At 64.6% G+C, this 26577-nt stretch carries 1 protein-coding gene; it reads left to right on the forward strand.

The window, feature by feature from the left end; genetic code table 11:
- Complete coding sequence (locus tag ABWI03_RS29890) at nt 1–26577, forward strand: non-ribosomal peptide synthase/polyketide synthase (RefSeq protein ID WP_298773707.1); 26577 nt, start codon at nt 1–3, stop codon at nt 26575–26577.

Below are 26577 nucleotides of genomic sequence, written 5' to 3' on the forward strand. Positions count from 1 at the left end.
ATGGATACCGACAAGAGGATCGATCCGCTGACCGGATCGCGAAGCCTGCCGGCGGGAGCGTTCCCACTGTCAGCGGTGCAGCGCAGTATGTGGTTCGCGCAGCAACTTCACCCGACTGTCCCGTACTTCATCGCGCAGTACATCGAGTTCCACGGCGATCTGGACATGCAACTGCTCAGTCGCGCCGCAGTGGAGGCTGCCCACGAGTTCGAATCGCCGTTTCTGCGGTTGATGTACCCGGACGGGGAGCCGTGCCAGATCGTGGACTTCACGATCGACCCGGGCATCGACTACTTCGACTTCCGCGAGCGTGAGAACCCTCGGCAGGCTGCGTCGGAGTGGATGGACAACGATTACGCGACGACGCTCGATCTGACTCGCGATCGTCTCGTCGAGATGACAATTCTCCAAACTGGTGATCGGGATTACCTGTGGTACACCAGAATTCATCACGTCGCTCTCGACGGATACAGCGGAATGACGATCGTCAATCGGATTGCGGCGATCTACACCGCAGCCGTCGAAGGTCGAGAGCCTGCGGTGAACAAGGCACTCGACGTCATGACGCTGTCCGAACTCGATCAGAAGTACCGAGAATCGAGTCGGTTCGAAGCCGACCGCGAGTACTGGGCCCAGCGAGTGGCGGGCGTCGAACACGGTTCGACGTTGGCGACCCGCGAGGGACCCCCGACCGCTCGGAGTGAGCTCGTCAGCGCCTCGATGTCGACGGAAAGCCTTGCCGCGTTGGACGAATGGAACTCGCGTTCCGGGGCGACTCCGGCGGCGGTACTGATTTCGGCACTGGCGTGCTACCTGTCTCGCAACACCGGCTACGGCGACGTTCTGATCAACTTGCCGGTTTCCGCGAGGACGACGGCCCCGCTGCAACGGTCCGGCGGCATGCTGGTCAACGTCGCGCCACTTCACATCCACGTCGACCCCGACGAAAGCGTCGACGATCTGGTCGGGCGGGTCCAACTCGAACTTCTCGGTGCGCTTCGTCATCAGCGATGCAGCCTCGAGGACATTCGACGTGATGCCGGTCTGACCGTCGGCGACGCGCGTCTGTCCGGTCCGATGATGAATGTGATGCTCTTCCGGCAAGAGATAACCCTGGGGCCGCTGACCGGTGAATATCACATCGTCACGTCGGGTCCGGTCGAGGATCTGCTGGTCAACGTGTACCAGAGCGGCGATCCGGCGCAGACGTTGATCGACTTTCGCGGAAACCCCAATCGCTACGGTCACGACGAACTGGCCGAACATCACCGGGCGTTCACCGAGTTGGTCGCAGAACTGTCAGCAGCACCGGCCGGCACGCCGATGAGCCGAATTCATCCGGCAAGCGCCGAGGCCGGGGCACGCAGCGCGCGGCGGAGGGAAAACGAAAGGTTCTGGGCTGGATATCTGGGGGACGCCGACGAGGGCTCCATCCTGGGGCTCGAGCGAATCGACGCAGAATCGGAGCCCACCGGCGCGACTCGGCTGAGCGTCCCGCTCGATCCCGCGGTCGCCACATTCGCGCGTACGGAAGGTGTTTCACTCTTTGCCGTTGTCCACGCGGCATTTGCGGCATTGTTGTCGAGATCGACCGAGCGCCGTGACGTGTTGATCGGAACGAGGACCGAGTGGGGGACTTTGCCTCTGCGCTGCGAGGTCGATCCGGAAGCGTTTTTCGACGAGTTCGTGAGTTCTCTCGCTCGAGAACGCGAAACGTTGGTTCTTCGATCGGCAGCAGGTGTCCCCGAGCTGCCCGAGTTGCACGTCCATCTCGACGACGGCTCGCAGGAGACAGCGATTACCGGCATCGATGTGGCGATCGGGGTCCACGCGGATACCGGCGCCCTCGAGGTTGCATACTCCACGCAGCACTACGCCGAATCCACGGTCCGAGCCTTCCTCTCGCGACTGGTGCGCATCCTTGCCGGCGCAGCAGCAGCCCCGCGAACGCCGGTCGGAGACCTCGATCTTCTCGACGAGTTCGAGCGTGAGTCCTTGGTACCGGCACGGGGAGCGACCGCGTCCGCCCCGTTGACCCTTCCCGACATCCTCCGCCGGGCCGCGGCTGTGAACCCCGATACCCCAGCGCTCGTTTTCGGTGATCGTGAGATGAGCTACCGGGAACTCGACGCCGAGTCGAACAAACTCGCCCGCGAACTGATCGACAGGGGAGTCGGCCCCGGCACCTATGTCGCCCTTGCGCTGTCGAGGTCGATCGAATCCGTGACCGCGACGTGGGCGGTGGCGAAGACCGGCGGTGCCTTCCTTCCGATAGATCCGCACTACCCCGAAGATCGTATTCGGCACATGCTCACCGATTCGGGAGCTGTTGTCGGAATCAGCGTGGGGGAGCACCATGCAGGGCTCGCCGATTCGGTGGACTGGCTGCTTCTGGACGAATTCAACACCGACGAACCGAACACATACCGCTCGGATGCACCGGTCGACGACTCCGAACGTCGCTCCCGCGTGCGCTACGACGACCCGGCGTACCTGATCTACACCTCGGGATCTACCGGCGTCCCCAAAGGCGTCGTGGTCAGTCACCGTGGGCTGAGCAGCTTCGCCGACGAAGAACGAGTCAGGTTCGGAGTCGAACCAGGGGACCGCACCCTGCATTTCTCTTCGCCGAGTTTCGACGCCTCGGTACTCGAACTTCTCCTTGCCTTCGGCGGCGCGGCGACGATGGTGATAGCGCCGCCCACCGTGTACGGCGGCGACGAACTGGCCCAGGTGATGCGCGTCGGCCGGGTCACCCACGCCTTCGTCACCCCGGCCGCGCTGGCTACAGTCGATCCCGCCGGCCTACCGGATCTACGAGTGGTCGTGACCGGCGGCGACGCCTGCTCACCCGCGCTGGTAGATCAATGGTCACACGGACGCTCGATGTTCAACGCGTACGGACCGACCGAAACCACCGTCGTCGCCACCCTGACCGGACCATTGAGCAGCGATGTTCCCGTCACCATCGGAAAGCCGATGCGCGGCGCCGCAGCCGTCCTCCTGGACTCGCGGCTTCAGCCGGTGCCGATCGGTGTCGCCGGAGAGCTCTACGTGAGCGGTGTCGGCTTGGCGCGCGGATACCACGCGCGTGCCACGATCACGGCCGAACGATTCGTGGCCGACCCCAACGGCGCTGCAGGAGAGCGCATGTACCGCACGGGTGACCTCGCGCGGTGGAACGGCGACGGTGAGCTGGAGTACCTCGGCCGGAGCGACTTCCAGATCAAGATCCGCGGTTTCCGCGTCGAGCTCGGCGAGATCGACGACGTACTGCGCCGCCACCCGAGCGTCGCGCAGGCCGTCACCGCCGGAGTTGCGGGCCCGAGTGGGGAAACACTGTTGGCCGCGTACGTCACAGCGGTTGCGGGCACACACATCGACAACTCCGAGTTGATCGCCCACGCGAGATCCTCGTTGGCTCCCCACATGGTTCCGTCGAGGATCGTCGTCCTCGATTCCATTCCGCTGACTCCGGCAGGAAAGATCGACAGGAAAGCGTTACCGGACATCGACTCGGCGGGCGGCTCGGCCGAATACCGTGCCCCCGAAACCTCGACCGAGAAGCGCATTTCGGCGGTGTTCTGCGATCTGCTCGGCATCACCCGCGCAGGAGCAGACGACAGTTTCTTCGACCTCGGCGGTGACTCGTTGATCGCGACCCGCGTCGTGTCGCGGGTGAACGGAGCGCTCGGAACGACGCTGAGCGTTCTCGACCTCTTCGAGGCGCCGACCGTCTCCGCTCTCGCTGCACGTGCCGACCTCGCGGACTCGCGGAACACACGTGCCCCCGCATTGACGCGTATCGATCGCCCTGACCGGATACCGGTATCTCTGGCGCAGCAACGAATGTGGCTGACCAATCAACTCGATCCGAGTTCGCCGGCGTACAACATTCCGATCGCGGTTTCGATGACCGGCGACCTCGACGTCGACGCACTGTTCACCGCACTGCGGGACGTGATCGTTCGGCACGAAGTCTTGCGGACCGTTTTCCCCGAGAGCGCTCGTGGACCGGTACAGCACGTTCTCGGTGTGGACGAGATGTTCGATCATCTCGAGGTCGAAACGGTGCCGGCCGCAGCGGCCGCAGCGCGGGCGAGTGAACTTGCGCGAGAGGGATTCGACGTCAGTGAATCGGTGCCGATCCGCGCCACTCTGCTCGAAGTGAACGAACGTGAGCACACCCTGGTCCTCGTCGTGCACCACATTGCAGCGGACGGCCTGTCGATGGCGCCGCTGGCTCGTGACGTCATGGTCGCGTACGCCTCGAGGGCGAGCGGACGCGTTCCGGCGTGGCTGCCACTCGAAGTGCAGTACGGCGATTTCAGCGAGTGGCAACGCGGAGCGCTCGGCGAAGCGTCCGACCCGGATTCGATTCTGGCCGAGCAGTTGCGGTTCTGGTCGCACGCCCTCACCGACCGCGGGGAACTCGCGGAACTTCCGATGGATCATCCGCGGCCGGCGGGCGTCTCACTGCGCGGGGGCAATCTCGATTTCCGGATCGACTCCGCGACGTACCGCCGCGTCGCCCAGATCGCGGCGCGCAGCGATGTCAGCACGTTCATGGTGATCCACGCCGCACTGGCCGTCCTGCTCAGCCGAGAATGCGGAGCGAACGACATCACGATCGGCACTCCGGTGGCCGGGCGGAGTGAGCGCGCCCTCGACGACGTCGTCGGGATGTTCGTCAACACCGTGGTGCTCAGGACCGTTCTCGACGGCGGGCTCACCTTCGGTGAAGTTCTCACCCGTGTCCGCGACGTCGACGTGGCGGCCTTGCAGCACACCGAAGTCCCGTACGACGTACTCGTCGAATCCCTCGCAGAGCGCCAGACGCCGCTGTTCCAGGTGATGCTGGTGATGCAGGGCGCCGCTCCCACCGAGGTCACTTTGCCCGAGCTCGAGGTCACGGTCGACGAACTGTCCACGGGCGCGGCAAAGTTCGATCTTCAGGTCATCCTCACCGATCGCGGCGACCATCTCGACGGCCAGATGAACTACGCCAGTCAACTTTTCGACTCGGACACCATGTCGGGCCTGGCCGATCGTTTCACGATGCTGCTCGACGCGGTAGCGGCCCATCCGGACTCCGTCGTCGGCGACGTCGACCTCACAGCTCCGGGCGAGGCAGAACTGGTCCTCGAGCGGTGGAATGCCACCGAGCACGCGGTACCGATCACTACCCTGGCCGACCTGTCGGCAGAGCAGGCAGCCCGGACACCCGAGAAGGCCGCGCTGATCTTCGGTGAGCGAACGCTGACGTATGCGGAGTTCGACGCGAGGGTGAGCGATCTCGCCAGAACCCTCATCGGCCGAGGCGTCGGCCCGGACATGCGCGTCGCGGTGTCGATTCGCCGGTCTCCGGAACTACTCGTCGCGGTCCACGCCGTGATCCGTGCCGGTGCGGCATACGTCCCGGTGGACCCCGATCATCCCGCCGAACGCATCGCGTACGTCTTCGACATCGCGGAACCCGTCTGCGTGCTGAGCAGGCCCCAGGACCACGGAGCTCTTCCCTCGCGAGTCCCGATCGTCGACGTCGATCTCGATCGTCAGGTGTCCACGACGGCGCCGATCACCCACGCTGATCGGGTCGGACCCCTCCACCCGGACAATGCTGCTTACGTGATCTTCACGTCCGGATCGACGGGTCGGCCGAAAGGTGTTGCAGTATCGCACCGTTCGATCGTCAATCGCCTGCTGTGGATGCAGGACACCTACCCACTTCACACGTCGGACGTGGTGCTGCACAAGACTCCGGTGACCTTCGACGTCTCGGTGTGGGAACTGTTCTGGCCCCTGCAGACCGGCGCGCAGTTGGTGATCGCGGAACCGGAGGGGCACCGAGATCCCGGATACCTGTCGGCGTTGATCGCGAAAAAGGGCGTCACGACGGCGCACTTCGTTCCGTCGATGCTCGCGGAATTCGTCGCTGTCGCGACTGCCGGGCAGTGCGCGACCCTGCGTCAGGTGTTCTGCAGCGGTGAAGCTCTTGCGCCGACCACTGCGGAGGCGTTCACCCGTCTGAGTTCTGCAGGATTGTTCAACCTGTACGGCCCCACGGAGGCTGCCGTCGACGTCAGCGCCGCCGAATTCACCCCAGACATGACCGTCACCATTCCCATCGGTGCGCCCGTGTGGAACACCCAGCTCTATGTCCTCGACGGGCGGCTGCATCCCGTTCCGGTCGGCGTTCACGGCGAGCTGTACCTGGCGGGAGTACAACTCGCGCGCGGATACCTCGGGCGCAGCGATCTGACCGCAGACAGATTCGTGGCCGATCCGTACGGCCCGTCGGGCACCCGGATGTACCGCACCGGTGATGTCGTCCGGTGGCGCGCCGACGGGCTGCTCGACTACGTCGGTCGACGCGATTTCCAGGTCAAGATCCGCGGCCAGCGCATCGAACTCGCCGAGGTCGAAGCAGCGTTGCTCAGGCTGCCCGGCGTCGCGCAAGCTGCTGCTCTCGTCCATCACGACGACGTCGTCGGTGACAGCTTGGTCGGCTACGTCATCGCCGCGACCGGCACTTCGATCGACACGGACGGCCTACGCACCGAGTTGAGAGGTCTCCTTCCGGCCTACATGGTCCCTGCAGTGGTCATCGCCCTCGACGTGTTCCCGCTCGGCTCGACCGGCAAGCTCGATCGGAAAGCTCTGCCCGCGCCCAGCTTCGACAGCTCGCAGACGTATCTGGCGCCGCGAACACCGCTCGAAGCGCAATTGGCGGCGATCTTCGAAGAGCTTCTGGAATCCGGGGCAGTCGGTGTTCACGACAACTTCTTCGAGATCGGCGGAAACAGTCTCGTCGCTGCCCGCGCGGTGGCGCGCGTGAACGATTCGCTGTCGTTGAACCTGTCGATCAGAGAGTTGTTCGACGCGCCGACCGTTGCACAGTTGGCGGTCGAGTGCGCCACGGCGCGAGGGGGACCGGTAGTCCTTCCGCTCGAGGCCTTGCCGCGGCCACAGACGATCCCGCTGTCGCTGGCACAAAAGCGCATGTGGTTCGTCAATCAATTCGACGTCACGTCCGCGGCGTACAACGTCGCCATTGCGATCAGGCTGAGAGGCCGGTTGGACGTTGCCGCGTTGGAGGGCGCGATCACCGACGTGCTTACTCGCCACGAATCGCTGCGCACGCTGTTTCCCATGATCGAGGGAGTGCCGGCGCAGGTGATCGTGGAACCCGGTGAAGCGTTGGGTGCGCTGCCGGTGGTGGCCGCGAACACCGAAGCGGTGCTCGGGGAGATCGAACGTGTCGCCTCGAGGGGCTTCGACGTGACGCAGGCCCCGCCGATCAGGGCGGAACTGATCGAGGTCGACCCAGAAGATCACGTCCTGACTGTGGTCGTCCATCACATCTGCGCCGACGGATTCTCGATGGCACCGTTGGCGTTCGACGTGATGACCGCGTACTCGGCACGGCATCGAGGTGAGGCGCCCGACTGGTCTCCCCTTCCAGTCCAGTACGCGGACTTCGCTATCTGGCAGGAGAGGGCTCTCGGTCGGATCGACGAAGCGGACAGCACTCTTGCCGGTCAGCTCGAGTACTGGACACGTCAACTGGCGAGTGTTCCCGAACTTCTTGCGCTCCCCGTAGATCGACCGCGGCCGCGTGTACAGGATCTCTCGGGCGGCGTCGTTCGATTCGACATCGATGCCGGCATCCACCGTCGTCTGAGCGAAACCGCGATCGAACACCGAAGCAGTATGTTCATGGCGATACACGCCGCATACGCAGTGCTCGTGGCGAGGTTGTCCGGCATGGAAGACATCACGATCGGCTCACCGATCGCCGGGCGCGGAAATGCCCTCCTCGATCCGATGGTCGGTATGTTCGTCGGCACATTGGTGCTTCGCGCCGACGTCGACCCCGCAGCCTCGTTCACCGATCTGTTGGCCAGAGTTCGCAGCACCGACCTCGACGCCTTCGCTCATGCAGACGTCCCCTTCGAGCGCGTCGTCGATGCGCTGGCTCCGGAGCGGTCGACTTCGCATTCACCGTTGTTCCAGGTGATGCTGGAGTTCAAGAACACCAGTCGACCAGCGGTTCGTCTGACGGACCTCGACGTCGAGGTCCTCGAACTCGAATCCGCCGTCTCGAATTTCGATCTGCAACTCACGCTTGCCGAGAAGTTCGACGAGGCAGGCAGGCCCGCGGGAATCGAGGCCGGGTTCACCTATGCGAGCGCCCTGTTCGACGAGTCGACCGTCGAAGGTTTCGCTCGATATCTGATTCGGATCCTCGGTGCGGTGACCGAATCGCCGCACACGCCGGTCGGCGACATCGATCTCGTGGTCGACACCGACACGATCAGCGTCGTGTCTGCACCGGAACTTCCCGACCAGGTTCACTTCTCGACGTTGCTCGAGCGGAAGTACGTCGACGAACCGCAGAGAACTGCACTGATTTTCGGCGACCGACATCTGACGTACTCCGATCTGGACCGCCGCGCCAATCGGCTTGCACGACTGTTGATCGGCCGCGGGGCAGGTCCGGAATCCGTTGTCGCCCTGGCATTGCCACGCTCACTGGACTCCGTGGTCGCGATCTGGGCGGTTGCTCGGACCGGCGCCGCATTCGTACCCGTCGACCCGGCGTACCCCGTCGACCGCGTACATCACATGATCAACGACTCGGGAGCGGGCGTCGTCCTCACCACCGCCGAGCATGTGGGTGTCGTCCCCGACGAGGCAGACGCAGTTCTGCTCGATCAGGCCGAGACACTGGCAACCCTCGAACAGTTCGGAGATCAGCGGCTGGAGACCTCGGAACTGTCGGGAACGGTCTCTCTCGACAATCCTGCCTATGTCATCTACACCTCCGGTTCCACCGGCGTCCCCAAAGGCGTCATGGTCACTCACCGTGGGCTTTCGGCACTCGCCGAACAGGAACGTACTCGATTCGGGGTGGAATCGACCTCGCGCACGCTGCATTTCAGCTCACCGAGCTTCGACGCCTCGATTCTCGAACTCCTGATGGCCGTTGGTGCCGGGGCCACGATGGTCATCGCTCCACCGAGCATCATCGGCGGAACCGAACTGACGAGCCTGATCGCCGACCAGCACATCACGCACGCCTTCATCACCCCCGCTGCTCTCGCCACAGTCGATCCGAGCGAACTGAACGAGCTGGTCTGCATCGGAACCGGTGGCGACGTCTGCCCGCCCGATCTCGTCGCCGCCTGGGTCGGTGATCACCGGATCATGATCAATGCCTACGGACCGACCGAATCGACGGTCGTCGCCAGCATCACCGAGCCGATGTCCCCGGCCGATCGAGTGACGATCGGTCGCCCGTCGACAGGCATCACGGCGTGGGTCCTCGACAATCGCCTACACCGCGTCCCGGTCGGAGTCACGGGGGAGCTGTACGTCAGCGGCGACGGACTCGCCCGCGGTTACCGCAACCGCGCCGGCACCACCGCCGAACGATTCGTGCCCAATCCCGCGGGCAGTGCCGGCTCGCGGATGTACCGCACCGGCGACCTCGCCAGGTGGAACAAGAACGGCGAACTCGAGTACCAGGGCAGAGGCGATTTCCAGGTCAAGATTCGTGGATTCCGCATCGAACTCGGCGAGATCGAAGCAGTTCTGGCTCGTTACCCCGGGGTCGCGCATTCCGTGGTGACCACGCTCGAACGTGACGGAGGCGCCGCGCGAATCGTCGGATACGTCGTACCCGCCAACGATGCTCAGACTGTGGATCCCGAGGCCGTCATCGCGTTCGCGGGCTCGGCTCTGGCCCCGTACATGGTTCCTGCGGCGGTGGTCGTGCTCGACGAACTGCCGATGACTGCCAACGGAAAGCTCGACCGCCGAGCCCTGCCGGTTCCCGACCTGCGAGCAACCCAGGCACGCTCGCGGGCTGCCGAATCCGATACCGAGCGCACGCTGGCCGCCTTGTTCGTCGATGTCCTCGGTGTCGAATCGATCGGCGTCGACGACTCGTTCTTCTCGATGGGCGGCGATTCGATCATGTCGATTCAGCTCGTCGCCCGTGCCCGCGACGCCGGGCTCGTGTTCACCCCGCGTGACGTCTTCGAGGTGAAATCGGTCGCCGGTCTTGCGGTTTTGCTGGCATCGACCAAGGACGACGAACCCGAGGTGCTCGAGGAACTTCCCGGAGGCGGGGTTGGCCACGTGCCGTTGTTGCCGGTGGCTCAGTGGTGGCTCGACCGGCTCGGCTCCGATCTCCAGGGTCTCGATTCGTTCTCCCAAGCGACTCTTCTCAATGCGCCGCACGGGCTGCACAGCGTGGAGCAGTTGATCGCAGCGCTTCAAGTCGTTCTCGATCGTCACGACATCCTTCGCGCGCGCCTCGAATTCGACGGCGAGCGCGGGCTCGTTGTCGGCGATCCGGGATCGGTTGCAGCCGAAGACATCTGCCGGGTAGTCGAGGTCGAGGCCGAGCCGGGCACCGCAGTGTTCGACGCGGCGATCGTCGCTGTCCTGGGTGATGCACGTCGAGAACTCGACCCCGTCCGGGGCGAGATGGTGCGGGTCGTCTGGTTGTCCGGCGTACGCAACACCGGCCGGTTGCTCCTGGTGATCCACCACCTCGCGGTGGACGGCGTGTCCTGGCGCGTGCTCGTACCGGAACTTGCGTCGGCATTCCACCGCATCGATGCCGGTGAGGAGCCTGAGCCGTCGTACCCGGGTACGTCGGTCCGTCGTTGGTCGTATGCGCTCCGTGACATCGCGCCAGCCCGAAGAGTCGAATTGCCCCGGTGGCGTTCGATCCTCGAAGGTGACGATCCACTGATCGGAACCCGCCCACTCGACCCGCGGCTCGACACCTTCCACTCGGTCGGCAGAGTCGTCGCCGAGGTGCCCACCGAACTGTCCGACACGGTCCTGACAACCCTCCCAGCGCTCTTCGGTGGATCGGTCAACGACGGTCTCGTTGCTGCGCTCGCACTGGCACTGACGCAGTGGCGACAGGCAAGGGGCACACGAACCGACAACGTACTCGTCTCGATGGAGGGTCACGGACGCGAAGCTCACGTGGTGCCCGGTGCGGACGTCCTGCACACGGTCGGCTGGTTCACGAGTGTCTTCCCGATGCGGATCGACCTCGCCGACATCGACATCTCGAACGTGATGCGCAGCGGCCCCGAGGCAGCGGTGGTGCTCAAGCGTGTCAAGGAAGAACTGTTGGGAGTTCCGGACAGCGGCATCGGGTACGGAGTACTGCGTTACCTCGACGAGGTGGGTCGAGCGGATCTCGAACACCTCCGCCAACCGCAGATCTCGTTCAACTATCTCGGTCGTTTTTCCGGCACCGAACCAGGAGAGTCGCTGGGGGACTGGGCACTGGCCCGTGACGTCGACCTGGAAGGGGCAGCACAGTCCGACATGCCCGTGGGCTCGGTACTGGACGTCAATGTCGTTACCACCGAAATCTCGGGTGCACCACACATCGGTGCCACTATCGCCTATCCCACTGGCGTGCTGGCAGAGCGCGATGCTCGCGCCATCGCCGAACTCTGGGTGCAGGCGTTGCGCGCTCTGGCCACGTTCGCCGAGCAGAGCGAACGCGGCGGCCTCACACCGTCGGACATCGACCTGATCGACCTGGACCAGGAGTCCATCGACCGCCTCGAACGCGAGTTCCCGACGCTGACCGACGTCTGGTCCCTCTCACCTCTGCAATCCGGACTGCTGTTCCATGCGCGCTACGCAGAACACACAGTCGACGCGTACACCGTCCAACTGGCGCTCGAACTCGACGGCGTCGACGCGTCCCGGTTGCACCGCGCCGCACAGGCGTTGCTCGACAGACACGAGAACTTGCGCGCGGCCTTCACGACCGATATCGGTGGGCGATCGGTGCAGGTGATCAGCGCCGACGTGGACGTGCCGTGGACCGAGATCGACATCTCTCCGCTCGCTCCCACCGAACAGGCAACCGAGATACGCGAACTCCTCCATGCGGATCGGGTGCGAGGCTTCGACATGGCTACGCCGCCCTTGCTGCGGTTCCTGCTTCTGCGCACCGGCGACGACGCGTACCGGTTGATCCTGACCAACCACCACATCCTCCTCGACGGATGGTCGATGCCATTGCTGGTCCGTGACCTGCTGACCCTCTACGCCACCGACAGTGATCACAGTGCCATCCCACGCGTACACCCCTACCGGGACTACCTGAGCTGGATCAGCACTCGCGACGACAGCGTGTCGATCGAAGCCTGGGGCGAAGCACTCCGCGGACTCGACGACCCGACACTGCTCACCGGAACTCACGCCGTCGACGAGGACGGCGCTACCTCACGCTCGACCACCACAGCCCTCGGAGAACGTGAGACGGAACTTCTGCGGGGATTCGTCCGCTCCCGTGGCCTGACGACAGCCTCCCTGATCCAGGTGGCCTGGGGAATCGTGCTCGCCGAACTCCTCGGCCGCGACGACGTAGTCTTCGGTGGAACCGTCTCCGGAAGGCCACCCCAGGTGTCGGGCGTCGAGTCGATGGTGGGTTTGTTCATCAACACCGTCCCCGTCCGAGTTCGTCTCGACCCGCGAGAGTCACTGGCAGCGCTGTGCATTCGCGTCCAAGCGGAACAGGCGCGGTTGTCCGATCACCATCATGTGGGGCTTTCGCACATCACTTCGGCAGTGGGGGCCGCTGCATCGTTCGACACCCTGACTGTCTTCGAGTCGTATCCCGTCGACCGCGGTGGACTCTCCTCCGGCACCGACATCGCCGGAATGCACGTTCTCGACGTCCACGACGCCGAGGACGCCGCGCACTATCCACTCGCGATCGTTGCCTCCGCGGCAGACGGGCGCTTGCGACTCAAGTTCGAGTACTTCCCGGGGGTCCTGGGCGATCACGACATCGACGCGATCGCGGACCGGTTGCTGCGCACTCTCGAGTTGATCACCGCACAACCGGATCTCCCGCTGGCGAAACTGCGCCTGATGCCGGATTCGCAAGTGCAGCAATTGGTTCCCGCGCGAGGACAGCAAGGCCGCTCGATCAGGACCCTCGATCGCATCTTCACCGACACCGCCGGCAGATTCCCCGAACGGGTCGCACTGTCCTGTGGTGAGAGAAAGATGACGTACCGAGAACTGGACGAGGCGTCGAATCAGTGGGCGCGCGTGCTGATCGCGGAAGGCGCCGGCCCGGATTCACGGATAGCGATCTGTGTGGAGCGGTCCTTCGAATCCGTCGCGGCGGTCTGGGCTATCACCAAGACCGGCGCCGCCTTCGTGCCGATCGATCCTCGCTACCCGAGTGACCGGATCTCGTTCATGCTCGAGGATTCGGCATCCGCGCTCGGATTGACCACTGCAGCCCACATACCTGGCAACGGCGGTGCGACGAGGTGGATTGCACTCGACGACCCGAACAATGTCACTCGCTTCGCCGGCATCTCCACGGCGCCGCTACGTGCGGACGAGCGCCGAGGAACCCCACGGCTGGAGAACACCGCCTACCTCATCTACACCTCGGGCTCGACCGGACGACCCAAGGGCGTCGTCGTCACCCATACCGGACTCGAGAACTTCGCCGACGAACAGCGTCATCGCTACGGCCTCACGGAGCATTCGCGCGCACTGCACTTCGCCTCGCCGAGCTTCGACGCCTCCGTCCTCGAGTATCTGCTCGCCTTCGCCGTCGGCGGCGAACTGGTCGTGGCTCCCACCACCGTCTACGGAGGAACCGAACTGGCCGACGTTCTCCGTGAGGGACATGTCACCCACGCGTTCGTCACGCCCGCAGCGCTGACGTCGGTGGATCCCCAGGGAATCGACGAACTGACCACCATCACGGTGGGCGGCGAGGCGCCCTCGGCAGACCTGGTGCGCACCTGGGCGCCGGGAAGATCGTTCGTCAACGTCTACGGACCCACCGAAACGACCATCTCCTGCAACCTCAGCGACCCGATTCCGGCCGGCGAGAATGTGTATCTCGGGCCGCCGAACCGCGGATTCAGTGAGGTCGTCCTCGATCGCAGACTTCAACCGGTGTCCGTCGGAGTTCCCGGCGAACTGTATGTCGCCGGAGTCGGACTCGCGCGCGGCTATCACGGGCGCTCACCGCTGACGAGCGAACGATTCGTCGCGAACCCGTACGGCGAGCCGGGGGAGCGGATGTACCGCACCGGCGACGTGGTGCGCTGGCGCAGTGACCGCACCATCGAATACCTCGGACGCAGCGACTTCCAGGTCAAGATCCGCGGATTCCGTATCGAACTCGGTGAGGTCGACACGGCGTTGGGTCAGCTGCCGGGCGTCGAGTACGCGGTCACGTTGGCGGTGCGCGGACCCTCCGACGAGCAGGCTCTGGCGGCATACGTCGTCTGTGACGACGAACGCCCGGTGAGCGCCGAGGACATCCGAGCAGCGGCACGGGAAGTACTGCCGGCACACATGGTGCCCGCGAGCGTCGTCGTGCTCGACGAACTACCACTGACCGGCGTCGGCAAGGTCGATCGGGCTGCACTTCCCGCGCCTCGTTTCGACACCGATGCCGAAACACTCACCGCACCTGCCACCGAGCTCGAACGGCTGGTGGTGGGCGTTTTCGAGGACGTGCTCGGCGTGTCCCCGATCGGCGTCGACACCCACTTCTTCGACGTCGGTGGAAACTCCCTGACCGCGACCCGCGTCATCGCCCGCGTCAACGCACTCCTCGGCACCGACATCGGCGTTCGAGGATTGTTCGAATCCCCGACAGTTCGGCAGCTGTCGCGTCTGGCGGAGAGCGTCGGCCGCGGCGAGCATCCCAGACCACCGTTGACTCGGCGATCTCGCCCGGACCCACTGCCCGTGTCGTTGGCACAGAAGCGGATGTGGTTCCTCAACCAGTTCGACGTGACGTCCCCTGCCTACAACGTTCCCCTGGCTGTACGCCTCGACGGCGACCTGGACTTCGCCGCATTGCAGGACGCGGTAGCGGACGTACTGGGTCGCCACGAAAGCTTGCGGACGAAGTTCCCCTCGATCGACGGACAGCCGGTGCAGCAGGTGATGTCCAGCGAGGAGGTCGTGCCGATCCTGCAGCCGGAAATCGTCACTGCTGCACGAGTGTCCGATCGAATCCTCGAACTGGCCTCGGCAGGCTTCGACGCCTCGGCCGAAGTTCCGATCCGCTGCGCGGTCCTGCGCGTCGAGGGGGACCCACGCAGGCACGTACTCGTTATCGTCGTCCACCACATCGTCGCCGACGGGTTCTCGATGAACCCCCTGGCAGCGGACGTGGCAGCGGCCTATGCGGCCCGTAGCGCCGGCAGTGCGCCGAACTGGTCGGAACTGGCCGTGCAGTACGGCGACTTCGCTGTGTGGCAGCACGAAGTGCTCGGCTCCGAGGACGATCCGGACTCCGCCCTGACCCGTCAGCTCGACTACTGGAAGGACCGCCTCGCGGGACTGGGCGAGCCGATCGCGCTGCCGACCTCGTCCGCACGTCCGGCGAAGCCGACGATGGTGGGCTCGGTCCACCGGTTCGCTGTATCGCCGCAGATCCATCGAGCGCTGACCGATCTGGCCCGCGAGCACGGCAGCACCATGTTCATGGTCATGCACGCGGCCCTGGCAGTACTCGCAGCGCGCCTGGCTGATACCGAGGACATCGCCATCGGTACACCCGTCGCCGGACGCGGAGAGGCCGAACTCGATCACCTGGTCGGAATGTTCGTCAACACTCTCGTGCTGCGGACACAGATCGAGCCCGCCGCGACGTTCGAGGACGTACTCGCCCAGGTTCGCGAGGGCGATCTCGGTGCGTTCCAGCACGCAGACTTGCCCTTCGAACGGTTGGTCGACGCGCTCGACCCGGAACGCTCGACGTCACACACTCCGTTGTTCCAGATCCTCATCGAGTTCCGCAACAACGCGCTACCGAAACTCGAACTGCCAGGGCTGTCGGTCTCGGGAGTCGAGTTCGACCTACCCGTCGCCAAGTTCGATCTGCAACTCTCGGTCACCGAGCGTTACGACGCGGATGGCGGAACCGCTGGAATCGACGCCGAATTCATCTACGCCACAGACCTGTTCGACGGTGAATTGATCGAATCGTTCTCACGCAGACTGCTCACCCTCCTCGAGGTGGTCTCCCGAGAGCCGTCGACTCCTACCGGTGACATCGACGTCGTGGGCGCCGCCGAGCGTCGACAGATGCTGACCGAGTGGAACACTCACGCCGAACCGGCTCCGGCCGACAACATCGCGGACCGATTCTTCGAAGCTGTTGCAGCACATCCGTCGTCGACCGCCGTCAACGACAGCGACGCTGCGATGACGTACGCCGAACTGGACGGGCGCGCGAACCGCCTGGCGCGGCTACTGATCGGCCGCGGTATCGGTCCGGAATCCGTGGTTGCCGTCGCGATGCCCAGAACCACCGATCTCGTGCTCGCGCTCGTCGCCGTCATCAAGACCGGTGCGGCATACCTGCCGGTCGACATCACCTACCCGGCCGAGCGCATGCGCTTCCTCTTCGACGACGCGCGGCCGGTATGCCTGGTCACGACCGGAGACTTCCGAAGCGACCTTCCTTCGGAGATCGTCGAATCCGGCATCGACGTCGTCGAACTCGGATCGCCGGAGATCGCGGTACGCCTCGATCACTCCGCGCCCCATCGCATCACCGACGCGGACCGGACCACACCACTTCTGCCCGACTCGATCGCGTACATCATCTACACCTCCGGATCCACCGGGCGCCCCAAAGGCGTCCAGGTCAGCCACCGGAACGTGCTGACCCTGATGGACAACACATCCCCGACGTTCGGATTCGACAACACGGACGTGTGGACGATGTTCCACTCGTACGCATTCGACTTCTCCGTCTGGGAGCTGTGGGGTCCGCTACTGCACGGTGGTCGGTTGGTCGTCGTCGACTACTACACGACCAGATCGCCGGACATGTTCCACGAACTGCTCCGCCGTGAGCGAGTGACGGTGCTGAACCAAACACCCACCGCCTTCTACCAACTCGCCGAAGCCGATCGCGCATACTCACCGAACGGTACGGACCCCGACCTTGCACTGCGTTACGTCGTCTTCGGTGGAGAAGCGCTCGATCTCGGGCAATTGCGCAAGTGGTACGACCGTCGCGCGGACACAGCGCCGACGCTGGTCAACATGTACGGGATCACCGAGACGACAGTGCATGTCAGTCGAATCGCGCTCGACCGCAACGACAGTGAGCATGCATCGGCGAGCATCATCGGGCGAGCCGTACCAGGATTGTCCATCTACGTACTCGACCGGCGACTGAACTTGGTACCACCAGGCGTCGTCGGTGAAATGTACGTCGCCGGCGATCAGGTGACTCGGGGATACCTCGGGAAACCCGCATTGACTTCGGTGCGGTTCCTTCCCGATCCATTCGGTAGTTCGGGGGATCGAATGTATCGGAGCGGGGACCTGGCGAGGTGGAACGACGCGGGGCAGTTGGAGTACGTGGGCCGTAGTGATTTCCAGGTGAAGGTGCGCGGTTTCCGCATCGAACTCGGAGAGATCGAAGCCGCAATGCTCCGCTGCCCCGGCGTCGCGGCCTCGGTGGCACTTGTTCGCACGGAGGGAGCGTCACCGCGGATCGTCGGGTACGTGGTCGCCGAAACAGGCAGTACCGTCGATTCAGCGACGGTGACCGACTTCGTCGCCGCCGAACTTGCGGAGTACATGGTGCCCACCGCGATCGTCGTCCTCGAGTCGCTTCCGCTGACAGTCAACGGAAAGCTCGACCGACGAAGCCTCCCGGCTCCGGACTTCACAGTGACCGGAACAGCGGAGGCGACGCGAGCACCAGCCACCGCTACCGAAGCTGTCCTTGCCGACCTCTTCGCGGAAGTACTGGGGCGGGGCAATATCGGAGTGGACGATTCGTTCTTCGGTCTCGGCGGCGATTCGATCATGTCGATTCAACTCGTCTCACGGGCGAAGTCCGCAGGTCTCGTCTTCACTCCGCGGGACGTCTTCGAAGCGAAGACAGTTGCCGGACTCACCAAGGTGCTCCTTGTCGAATCATCGGAAACCACACCGGTTCTCACGGAACTGCCGGGCGGGGGAGTCGGTATGCTACCGCTCACTCCGATCATGGAGTGGCTCGTCGAACGCGGTCGCGGTGACCTGAGCACGATCCGCAGTTACAGCCAGAGCGCACTGATCGCACTGCCGTCAGACGTGTCCGGCCCCGCGCTGGAGCGAGCACTGCAGACGATCCTCGATCGCCACGACGTGCTGCGGGCTCGCCTGGACGCCGCCACTCACCAACTCGAGATCCGCGAACCCGGCACCGTCGCAGCCTCGGACGTCCTGCGCCGAACCCCTGTCGTGTCCACCAGCGGGAACGAATTCGTCCGCGCAGCAGAAGCCGCGATGCAGGACGCGTCCAGCCGACTCGATCCCGAGCACGGCACGATGATCAGCGCAGTCTGGTTGGATCCCGTCAGCGCGAACGGCAACGGGCCCGAGGCGGGACGGTTGCTCCTGGTCCTCCACCACCTCGCGGTCGACGGTGTGTCCTGGCGAATGATCGTCCCCGGCCTGGTCACCGCATATGCTTCGGCGTTCGAGGGCGACACTCCGATACTTCCGCCTGGCGGAACCTCGATTCGTCGCTGGGCGACAGCGCTCGCCGAGACCGCCGCGGATCGACGCGACGAGGTCGACCTGTGGTCGAAGATGCGGACCGACGAACCCCTGCTCGGGACGCGCGGGCTCGACCCCGCCGTCGACGTCGGAGCGACAGTCGACCGCATCAGCGTCGACGTACCGACCTCGGTGACCGAAAACATCATCTCGACCGTGCCGCAGCATTTCGGTGGCTCGGTGAACGACGGACTGCTCGCAGCTCTCGCGATTGCCGTCACCGCCTGGCGTCGATCGCGCGGACAGCGCAGCGGGGAAGTGCTCGTCAATCTCGAAGGACACGGACGTGAGGAGAACGCTGCACCGGGCGCCGACCTCTCGCGCACGGTCGGCTGGTTCACCACCCTGTTCCCGGTGCGAATCGACCTGACGGGGCTCGACGTCGTCGACGCGCTGTCCGGTGGATCAACCGCCGCCTCCGCCGTGAAACTCGTCAAGGAAACGCTGCTCGGCCTGCCCGACAACGGAATCGGGTTCGGCATCCTGAAGTACCTCGATCGAAACGAGGAACTTCGTGAGCTGCCCACGCCGCAGATCTCGTTCAACTACCTCGGACGATTTGCCGGCTCGGATCCCGAGCACGGCGAAGTGCCGTGGCTGCCGATCTCGGAAGTGACCCTCGACGAAGCGCACAGCGGCGAATTGGCCGCCGCGTCGGTGCTCGACATCAACGCCGTCACGACCGATACCGCACACGGTCCGATTCTGCGCGCTACGTGGTCCTTCCCCCGCGGCATTCTCAGCGAGGCCGAAGTCACCGAACTGGCGGAGCTCTGGACCCGAGCACTGGGCGCACTGAGTGAATACGTGGAGGAACACTCCGAGCGCGAGCTCACGCCCACCGATCTCGATCTCGTCACCGCGGATCAACAGAGCATCGAACAGCTCGAGCGCAGATTCCCCGACCTGACCGACATCTGGTCACTGTCACCTCTGCAGTCGGGCATGCTCTTCCACGCCCAGTTCGACGAAACCGAAATCGACCCGTACATGGTGCAACTGACCCTCGAGCTCGGGGGTCGGGTGGAGGCGCCGCGCCTGCGCCGCGCCGCGCAGGCCTTGGTTGATCGTCATCCGAGCCTGCGCGCGGGATTTGTCTCCGCACCGGGAGGGCGGGCACTGCAGGTGATCCGTTCCGGTGCCGACATCGGCTGGGCCGAGATCGACCTGTCCGGGGCCGAAGACAGTGAAGTCGCGTTCGGTCAACTGCTCGAACGCGATCGCGCTCATCGTTTCGACATGGAAACAGCCCCGCTGATCCGCTTCATGCTCGTGCGAATCGGACCGGACACAGCACGCCTCGTCGTGACGAACCACCACATCCTGCTCGACGGCTGGTCCACCCCGCTGTTGCTTCGAGACCTGCTCACTCTCTACGCAACCGACGGTGACCCCGAGATTCTGCCCCGAGTTCAGTCGTATCGCGACTATCTCTCCTGGATCTCGAAGCAAGAACCCGAGACTTCGCTACGGGCGTGGCAAGAAGCGCTACGGGGCGTCGACACGTCCACCCACCTCTCGAGGGCAGACACCGCCGCCGAAACCGTGGCAAGTGAAATCCACTCGTACTCGCTGCCGACCGAACGAGCCGAGACTCTTCGGGCGTTCGCGCGAAGCCGCGGTCTGACCATGGCGACCCTGGTACAGGTGGCATGGGGAATCGTGCTCGCCGAACTTCTCGGACGCGACGACGTCGTCTTCGGCGGAACGGTCTCAGGACGCCCACCACAGGTGCCCGGCGTGGAATCGATAGTCGGCCTGTTCATCAACACGGTGCCTGTCCGAGTCCGCCTCGACGCCCGAGAAACCCTCGCCGAAATGGCCATTCGCGTCCAATCCGAGCAAGCGTCATTGCTCGACCACCACCACATCGGACTGTCGGACATCGCCGGAGCAGTCGGCGCCGCCGGTTCCTTCGACACCCTGACGGTATTCGAGTCGTATCCCGTCGACGAGGCAGCCCTGACCGCCGAAACCGACATCGCGGGAATGCACGTTCTCGGCATCGACGGACGCGACTCGGCGCACTATCCGATTGCCGTGGTGGCGTCCGAAAGTGACACGCTGAATCTGAAGATGGAGTACTTGCCGACGCACTTCTCCGCCCGCGAAGTCGCCAAGATCACCGAGCGCGTGGGCATCGTCCTCGGGCAACTCGCCTCGGCACCGGATCAGCCGCTGGCCCGTCTGCAGGTTCTCACGGAGTTCGAGAGCCGTGATCTTGCGCCGGTCTTCGGCTCCCCGGGGCGCTCCGCGCGAACGCTCCCAGAGATTCTCGCCGACGTCTCTGCCACCTATCCCGACCGCATCGCGCTCTCGGCCGGCAGCCGTTCCATGACCTACGCCGAACTGGACCGGCGCTCGAACCAGCTGGCCAGAGCCATGATTCGCCGCGGCGCCGGGCCCGAGACGTCGGTTGCCATCGGCATCGAAAGGTCCGTCGAATCCGTACTCGCGGTGTGGGCGGTGGCCAAGACCGGCGCAGCGTTCGTCCCCGTCGACCCCACCTATCCGGCTGACCGAATCGAACACATGCTCAGCGACTCCGAGGTGTTGTTCGGGTTGACCGTCGTCGACGCCATCGACACACTTCCACCCATCGTGTCCTGGTTGGTGCTCGGAGAAGAGGCATTCGACGACGACGTCGCCACCAGTTGCACGCTGCCGATCACCCAGGACGAACGGCGTGCACCGGTGGTCATGGACAACGCCGCCTACGTGGTCTACACCTCGGGATCCACCGGCCGACCCAAGGGAGTTGTCGTCACCCACACCGGACTCGACAGCTTCGCACTCGACCAGCAGCGTCGATTCCACGCAGATCACCACTCTCGAACCCTGCACTTCGCCACCCCCAGCTTCGACGGAGCCGTCTTCGAGTACCTGCAGGCATTCGGTGTCGGAGCCACCATGGTGATCGTCCCGACCGACATCTACGGCGGCGCCGAACTGGCAAGTCTCATCCGCCGCGAACACGTCACTCACGCGTTCGTCACCACGGCAGCGCTCGCCACCGTCGACCCGGCCGGCCTGGACGAGTTCCGGCACGTCGTCGTCGGGGGAGAGACACTACCGCCGCATCTCGTCGGCCTCTGGGCTCCCGGACGAGAATTCGTCAACGCCTACGGCCCGACCGAGACAACCGTCATGGCAGACATCAGCGAACCCATGACAGTGGGCGCACCCATCACGATCGGTGGACCGATCCGCGGCGTGCACGAGATGATCCTCGATTCGCGCCTGCAACCCGTACCCGTCGGAGCTCCCGGTGAGCTGTACATCGCCGGCATCGGCCTGGCTCGCGGATACCACCGGCGTCCCGGCCTGACCAGCGAGCGATTTGTCGCCGACCCCTTCGGCAAGCCAGGCGACCGGATGTACCGCACGGGCGACATCGTCTCCTGGCGAAGCGATCACACCATCGAATACGTCGGGCGCAGCGACTTCCAGGTCAAGATTCGCGGATTCCGCATCGAGCTCGGCGAGGTCGACGCCCAGATCACCGCAATGGCGAGTGTCACGAATTGCGTGACACTCGGCGTCGACGGACCGGCCGGCGCCACAGTTCTCGCGTCCTACCTCACCGTCGAGGAAGGATCGACGCTGACCGGGGCAGAGATCACCGCGCACCTCGCCGGACGTGTTCCCTCGCACATGGTTCCGGCCAGCATCATGATCGTCGACGAGCTACCGCGCACCGCGGTCGGCAAGCTCGATCGAAAAGCGTTGCCGACGCCGGAGTTCACCGGAACCGGTGTGGAATTCCGGGCGCCCGGCACCAGCCTCGAACGTCGGATCGCCGATGCGTTCATCGACGTACTCGGCGTCGAACGGGTCGGCGTCGACGACAATTTCTTCGAGCTCGGCGGCAACTCGCTGATCGCCACTCGCGTGGTCTCGCGGCTCAACTCCGCACTGAACATCGACGTCGGGGTGCGCGTGCTGTTCGAGGCACCGACGACAGCGCAGCTCGCCGAACGGCTCTCCAGCGCTGTCACTGCCGTCGGCGCTGTGCCGCTCACTCCCATGGAGCGCGACGGAAACGTCCCGCTCTCGTTGGCGCAGAAGCGTATGTGGTTCCTCAACCAATTCGACACACGCTCAGCCGCGTACAACATCCCACTAGCTGTTCGCCTGACCGGTGACCTCGACGTCACCGCCATGCAACAGGCGATCGCCGACGTCGTCGAGCGGCACGAAACACTGCGGACCGTGTTCCCCGCCGTCGGCGGCGATCCGATTCAGAAAGTGCTCACCGCCGACGAGGCAGTACCGCCGGTCCGTGACATGACCGTGGGGGAGCACGAACTCTCAGAGCGCATGCAACGACTCGCCACGACCGGCTTCGACGTGTCGGTGGACCTGCCGCTACGCGTGGCACTCTTCCGACTCGACACCGGTGAACCCGTTCACATTCTGTTTGTCGTTGTCCATCACATCTGCGCCGACGGTTCGTCGATGGCGCCGCTCGCACGCGACGTGATGACGGCCTACCTGGCGCGTACGGCTGGGACCGAGCCCACGTGGGCGCCACTCGAAGTGCAGTACGCAGACTTCACGTTGTGGCAGCATCGCATCCTCGGATCGGAAGACGACCCGGAATCTGTCATCAGTCGCCAATTGCGCTACTGGAGCGAGCAACTCGCCGGACTCGACGACGTCATCGCACTGCCCACCGACCACCCGCGGCCCGTGCAACAGACCTTCCACGGTGACCGATTCACCTTCGACATCGACGCGAACACCCACCGCGCCCTCGCGGACCTCACCAGGGCAAACGGTGTCACGATGTTCATGGCACTGCACGGCGCGCTGGCCGTGCTGATGTCCAAGCTGTCGGGCGCCGACGAAGTCACCATCGGCACACCGATCGCCGGCCGAGGTCAGGCAGCACTCGACCATCTCGTCGGAATGTTCGTCAACACGCTGGTCCTGCGAACCAGCGTCGATCCCGACATCACGTTCGCCGAACTGGTGGAGCACGTCCGGGAAATCGACCTGGCCGCATTCCAGAACTCGGACCTGCCATTCGAACGGCTCGTCGACGTCATCAACCCCACCAGATCCACGTCGTACTCACCGTTGTTCCAGGTCGCCCTCGAACTTCAGAACAACGAACCCGCACATTTCCACCTACCGGGCCTCGACATCGAAGGCCTGACCGTGGAAACCAAATTCGCGAAGGAGGACCTCGAACTGATCGTCGACGAGAAGTTCGACGAGTTCGGCATCCCGGCCGGGATGTCCGCAGCCTTCGACTTCGCAACCGATCTCTTCGAACCCGCCACCATTCGGCGGTTTGCCGACCGACTTCGCCTGATCCTGGGCGCGGTCGGACGCGAACCCGCGACACGCATCGCTGACATCGGCATCCTCGCCGCCGACGAAACAGCGGCTCTGGTGCCGGCATCCGGTGCAGCCGCGACTCGAGCACGGGTGTGGCCGGAGATCCTCGCCGAGGCAGTCGCGTCCAACCCGGATGCGCCGGCCCTCTCGAGTCGAGAGAGGTCGATGACCTACCGCGAACTCGACGACGAATCGACGAAGCTGGCACGAGCGCTGTGCCGGCGCGGTGTCGGACCCGAAGACTTCGTGGCTCTGGGTCTGCCGCGGTCCACGGCGGAGATCATCGCCATCTGGGCGGTCACGAAGACCGGAGCGGCATTCCTGCCCGTAGACCCGAACTATCCCGACGACCGCATCAACCACATGCTCGACGATTCGCGGGCCGTACTCGGCATCACCGACGACGCTCACCGCAGTCAACTTCCCGACACGGTCGAGTGGATGGTCCTCGATGCAGCCGAGACCGTCGACGAGATCGAGCACCAGAGCGCCGCCGCGATCACCGATCGCGACCGGACGATTCCTCTGCATCACGGCCACCCCGCTTACCTGATCTACACCTCGGGTTCGACCGGGAAGCCGAAGGGCGTCATCGTCACCCACCTCGGGTTGTCCAACCTCAACGCCGAAGAACATCAGAGGTTCAACGTTCAGCCCTATTCGCGGATCTCTCACTTGGCATCACCGAGCTTCGACGCCTCCGTCTTCGAACTCATGATGGCGTTCGGCAGCGGTGCCTGCTTGGTCGTCATCCCACCCACGGTCTTCGGCGGATCCGAGTTGGCCGAAATCTTTGCCGACGAACACGTCTCACACGCGTTCATCACGCCGACCGCACTCAGCTCCATCGAAAGTTCCGCGCTGCCCGAACTCCGCGTGCTCGCCGTCGGTGGCGAAGCCTGCCCACCCGAACTCGTGGACATCTGGGGCCGCGACCGTCGCATGTTCAACGGATACGGACCCACCGAATCCACCATCCAGGCCAGCGTCAGTGAACCCATGCGGCCGGGCAAGGACATCAACATCGGACGACCGGCCATCGGCTTTGCCGGACTGGTCCTCGACGGGCACCTCAAGCCCGTGCCAGTGGGAGTCATCGGGGAGCTGTACGTGACCGGCCCCGGACTCGCCCGCGGCTACCACAATCGTCCCGATCTCACCGCTGACCGATTTGTCGCCGATCCGTTCGGCGACCCGGGCCAGCGCATGTACCGCACGGGCGACCTGGTGCGCTGGCGCTCCGACAGCACCCTCGAATACCTCGGCCGCAGCGACTTCCAGATCAAGGTCCGCGGATTCCGCATCGAGCTCGGCGAAATCGACTCCGTCCTGATGGCGCACCCATCCGTCTACTTCGCCGCGACACTTGGGCACGAAGCGCCGTCGGGGGAGACGATGATCGCCTCCTACATCCAGCCCGTGGACGGACAGACCGTCGACGACTGGGAACTTCGACGCCACCTGTCGTCTCGCCTGCCCGCGCACATGGTTCCCGGCGCGATCGTCGTCGTCGACCGCATTCCGGTGACACCGGTCGGCAAGCTCGACCGCAAGGCACTGCCGACCCCGAGCTTCGAGCGTCGCACGGTCCCGTACGCACCGCCGACAAACGACACCGAACGGACGGTCGTCGACATCTTCGAGACCGTGCTCGGCCACGAGCACATCGGCGTCGACGACGACTTCTTCGAACTGGGTGGAACGTCGATCGTGGCCACTCGCATCACCATCGAACTCGAGAAGCGACTCGGGATGCGCGTGCCGTTGCAATCGCTTTTCCTGGACCCGACCCCTGCCGGTGTCGCCCGCGCGGCCGACGGAATGGACGCACACTCGCCGGACGATTCGTCGGATCTGCTCGCCCCGATGATCACGCTGCGTGCCGGATCCGATCGTGCACCACTGTTCTTCGTCCATCCGGGTATCGGATTGTCCTGGGGTTATGCAGAATTCGTCAAGCACCTCGAGCTGGATCAACCCGTATACGGTCTTCAGCTACCGTCCCTGAGCGGCGGGCCCAGCTTCGACTCTCTGACCGAACTCGCCGACGACTACGCGAATCGCATTGCGGCCGTGGCATCGACCGGCCCGATCCATCTGGCCGGCTGGTCGCTCGGCGGCGTCATCGCACACGCCGTGGCGCACAGCCTTACTCGCACCGGCCGTGACGTGACGCTGTCGATCCTCGACAGCTATCCGTCGTCGGATTCCGATCAGCCCGCAGAACTCTCGGTCTCCGAACTACTGGCAGGGCTCGCGATGCCCGCGGGATCCAAGGCCGTCGAGAGCTTCGAAGAAGCGGCGGAATTGCTGGAGCAGACCCTTGGCGCCGGAATCGGAATCGAAGCGGAGCATCTAGCGCGGATCAGTCGCGGTTACTCCCACTCCGTCGAATTGACGAATCGGCACCAACCGCCTGTCCACCGTGGAGACGTCGAGTTCTTCGTAGCCGGAAGATCTACGGAGAACGGACACGACGTGGCCGAATGGCGACGGTTCGTACACGGCGACATCCGAGTCACGGAAGTCGATTGTGAACACAACCAGATGATCGAACCGGGCCCGGCGGCAACCATAGCTGTACGATTGCGAGAAGTTATCGCTCAGTGGGGTGTCTGA

The organism is Rhodococcus baikonurensis (assembly GCF_040489275.1).
Taxonomy (GTDB): Bacteria; Actinomycetota; Actinomycetes; order Mycobacteriales; family Mycobacteriaceae; genus Rhodococcus_F; species Rhodococcus_F baikonurensis.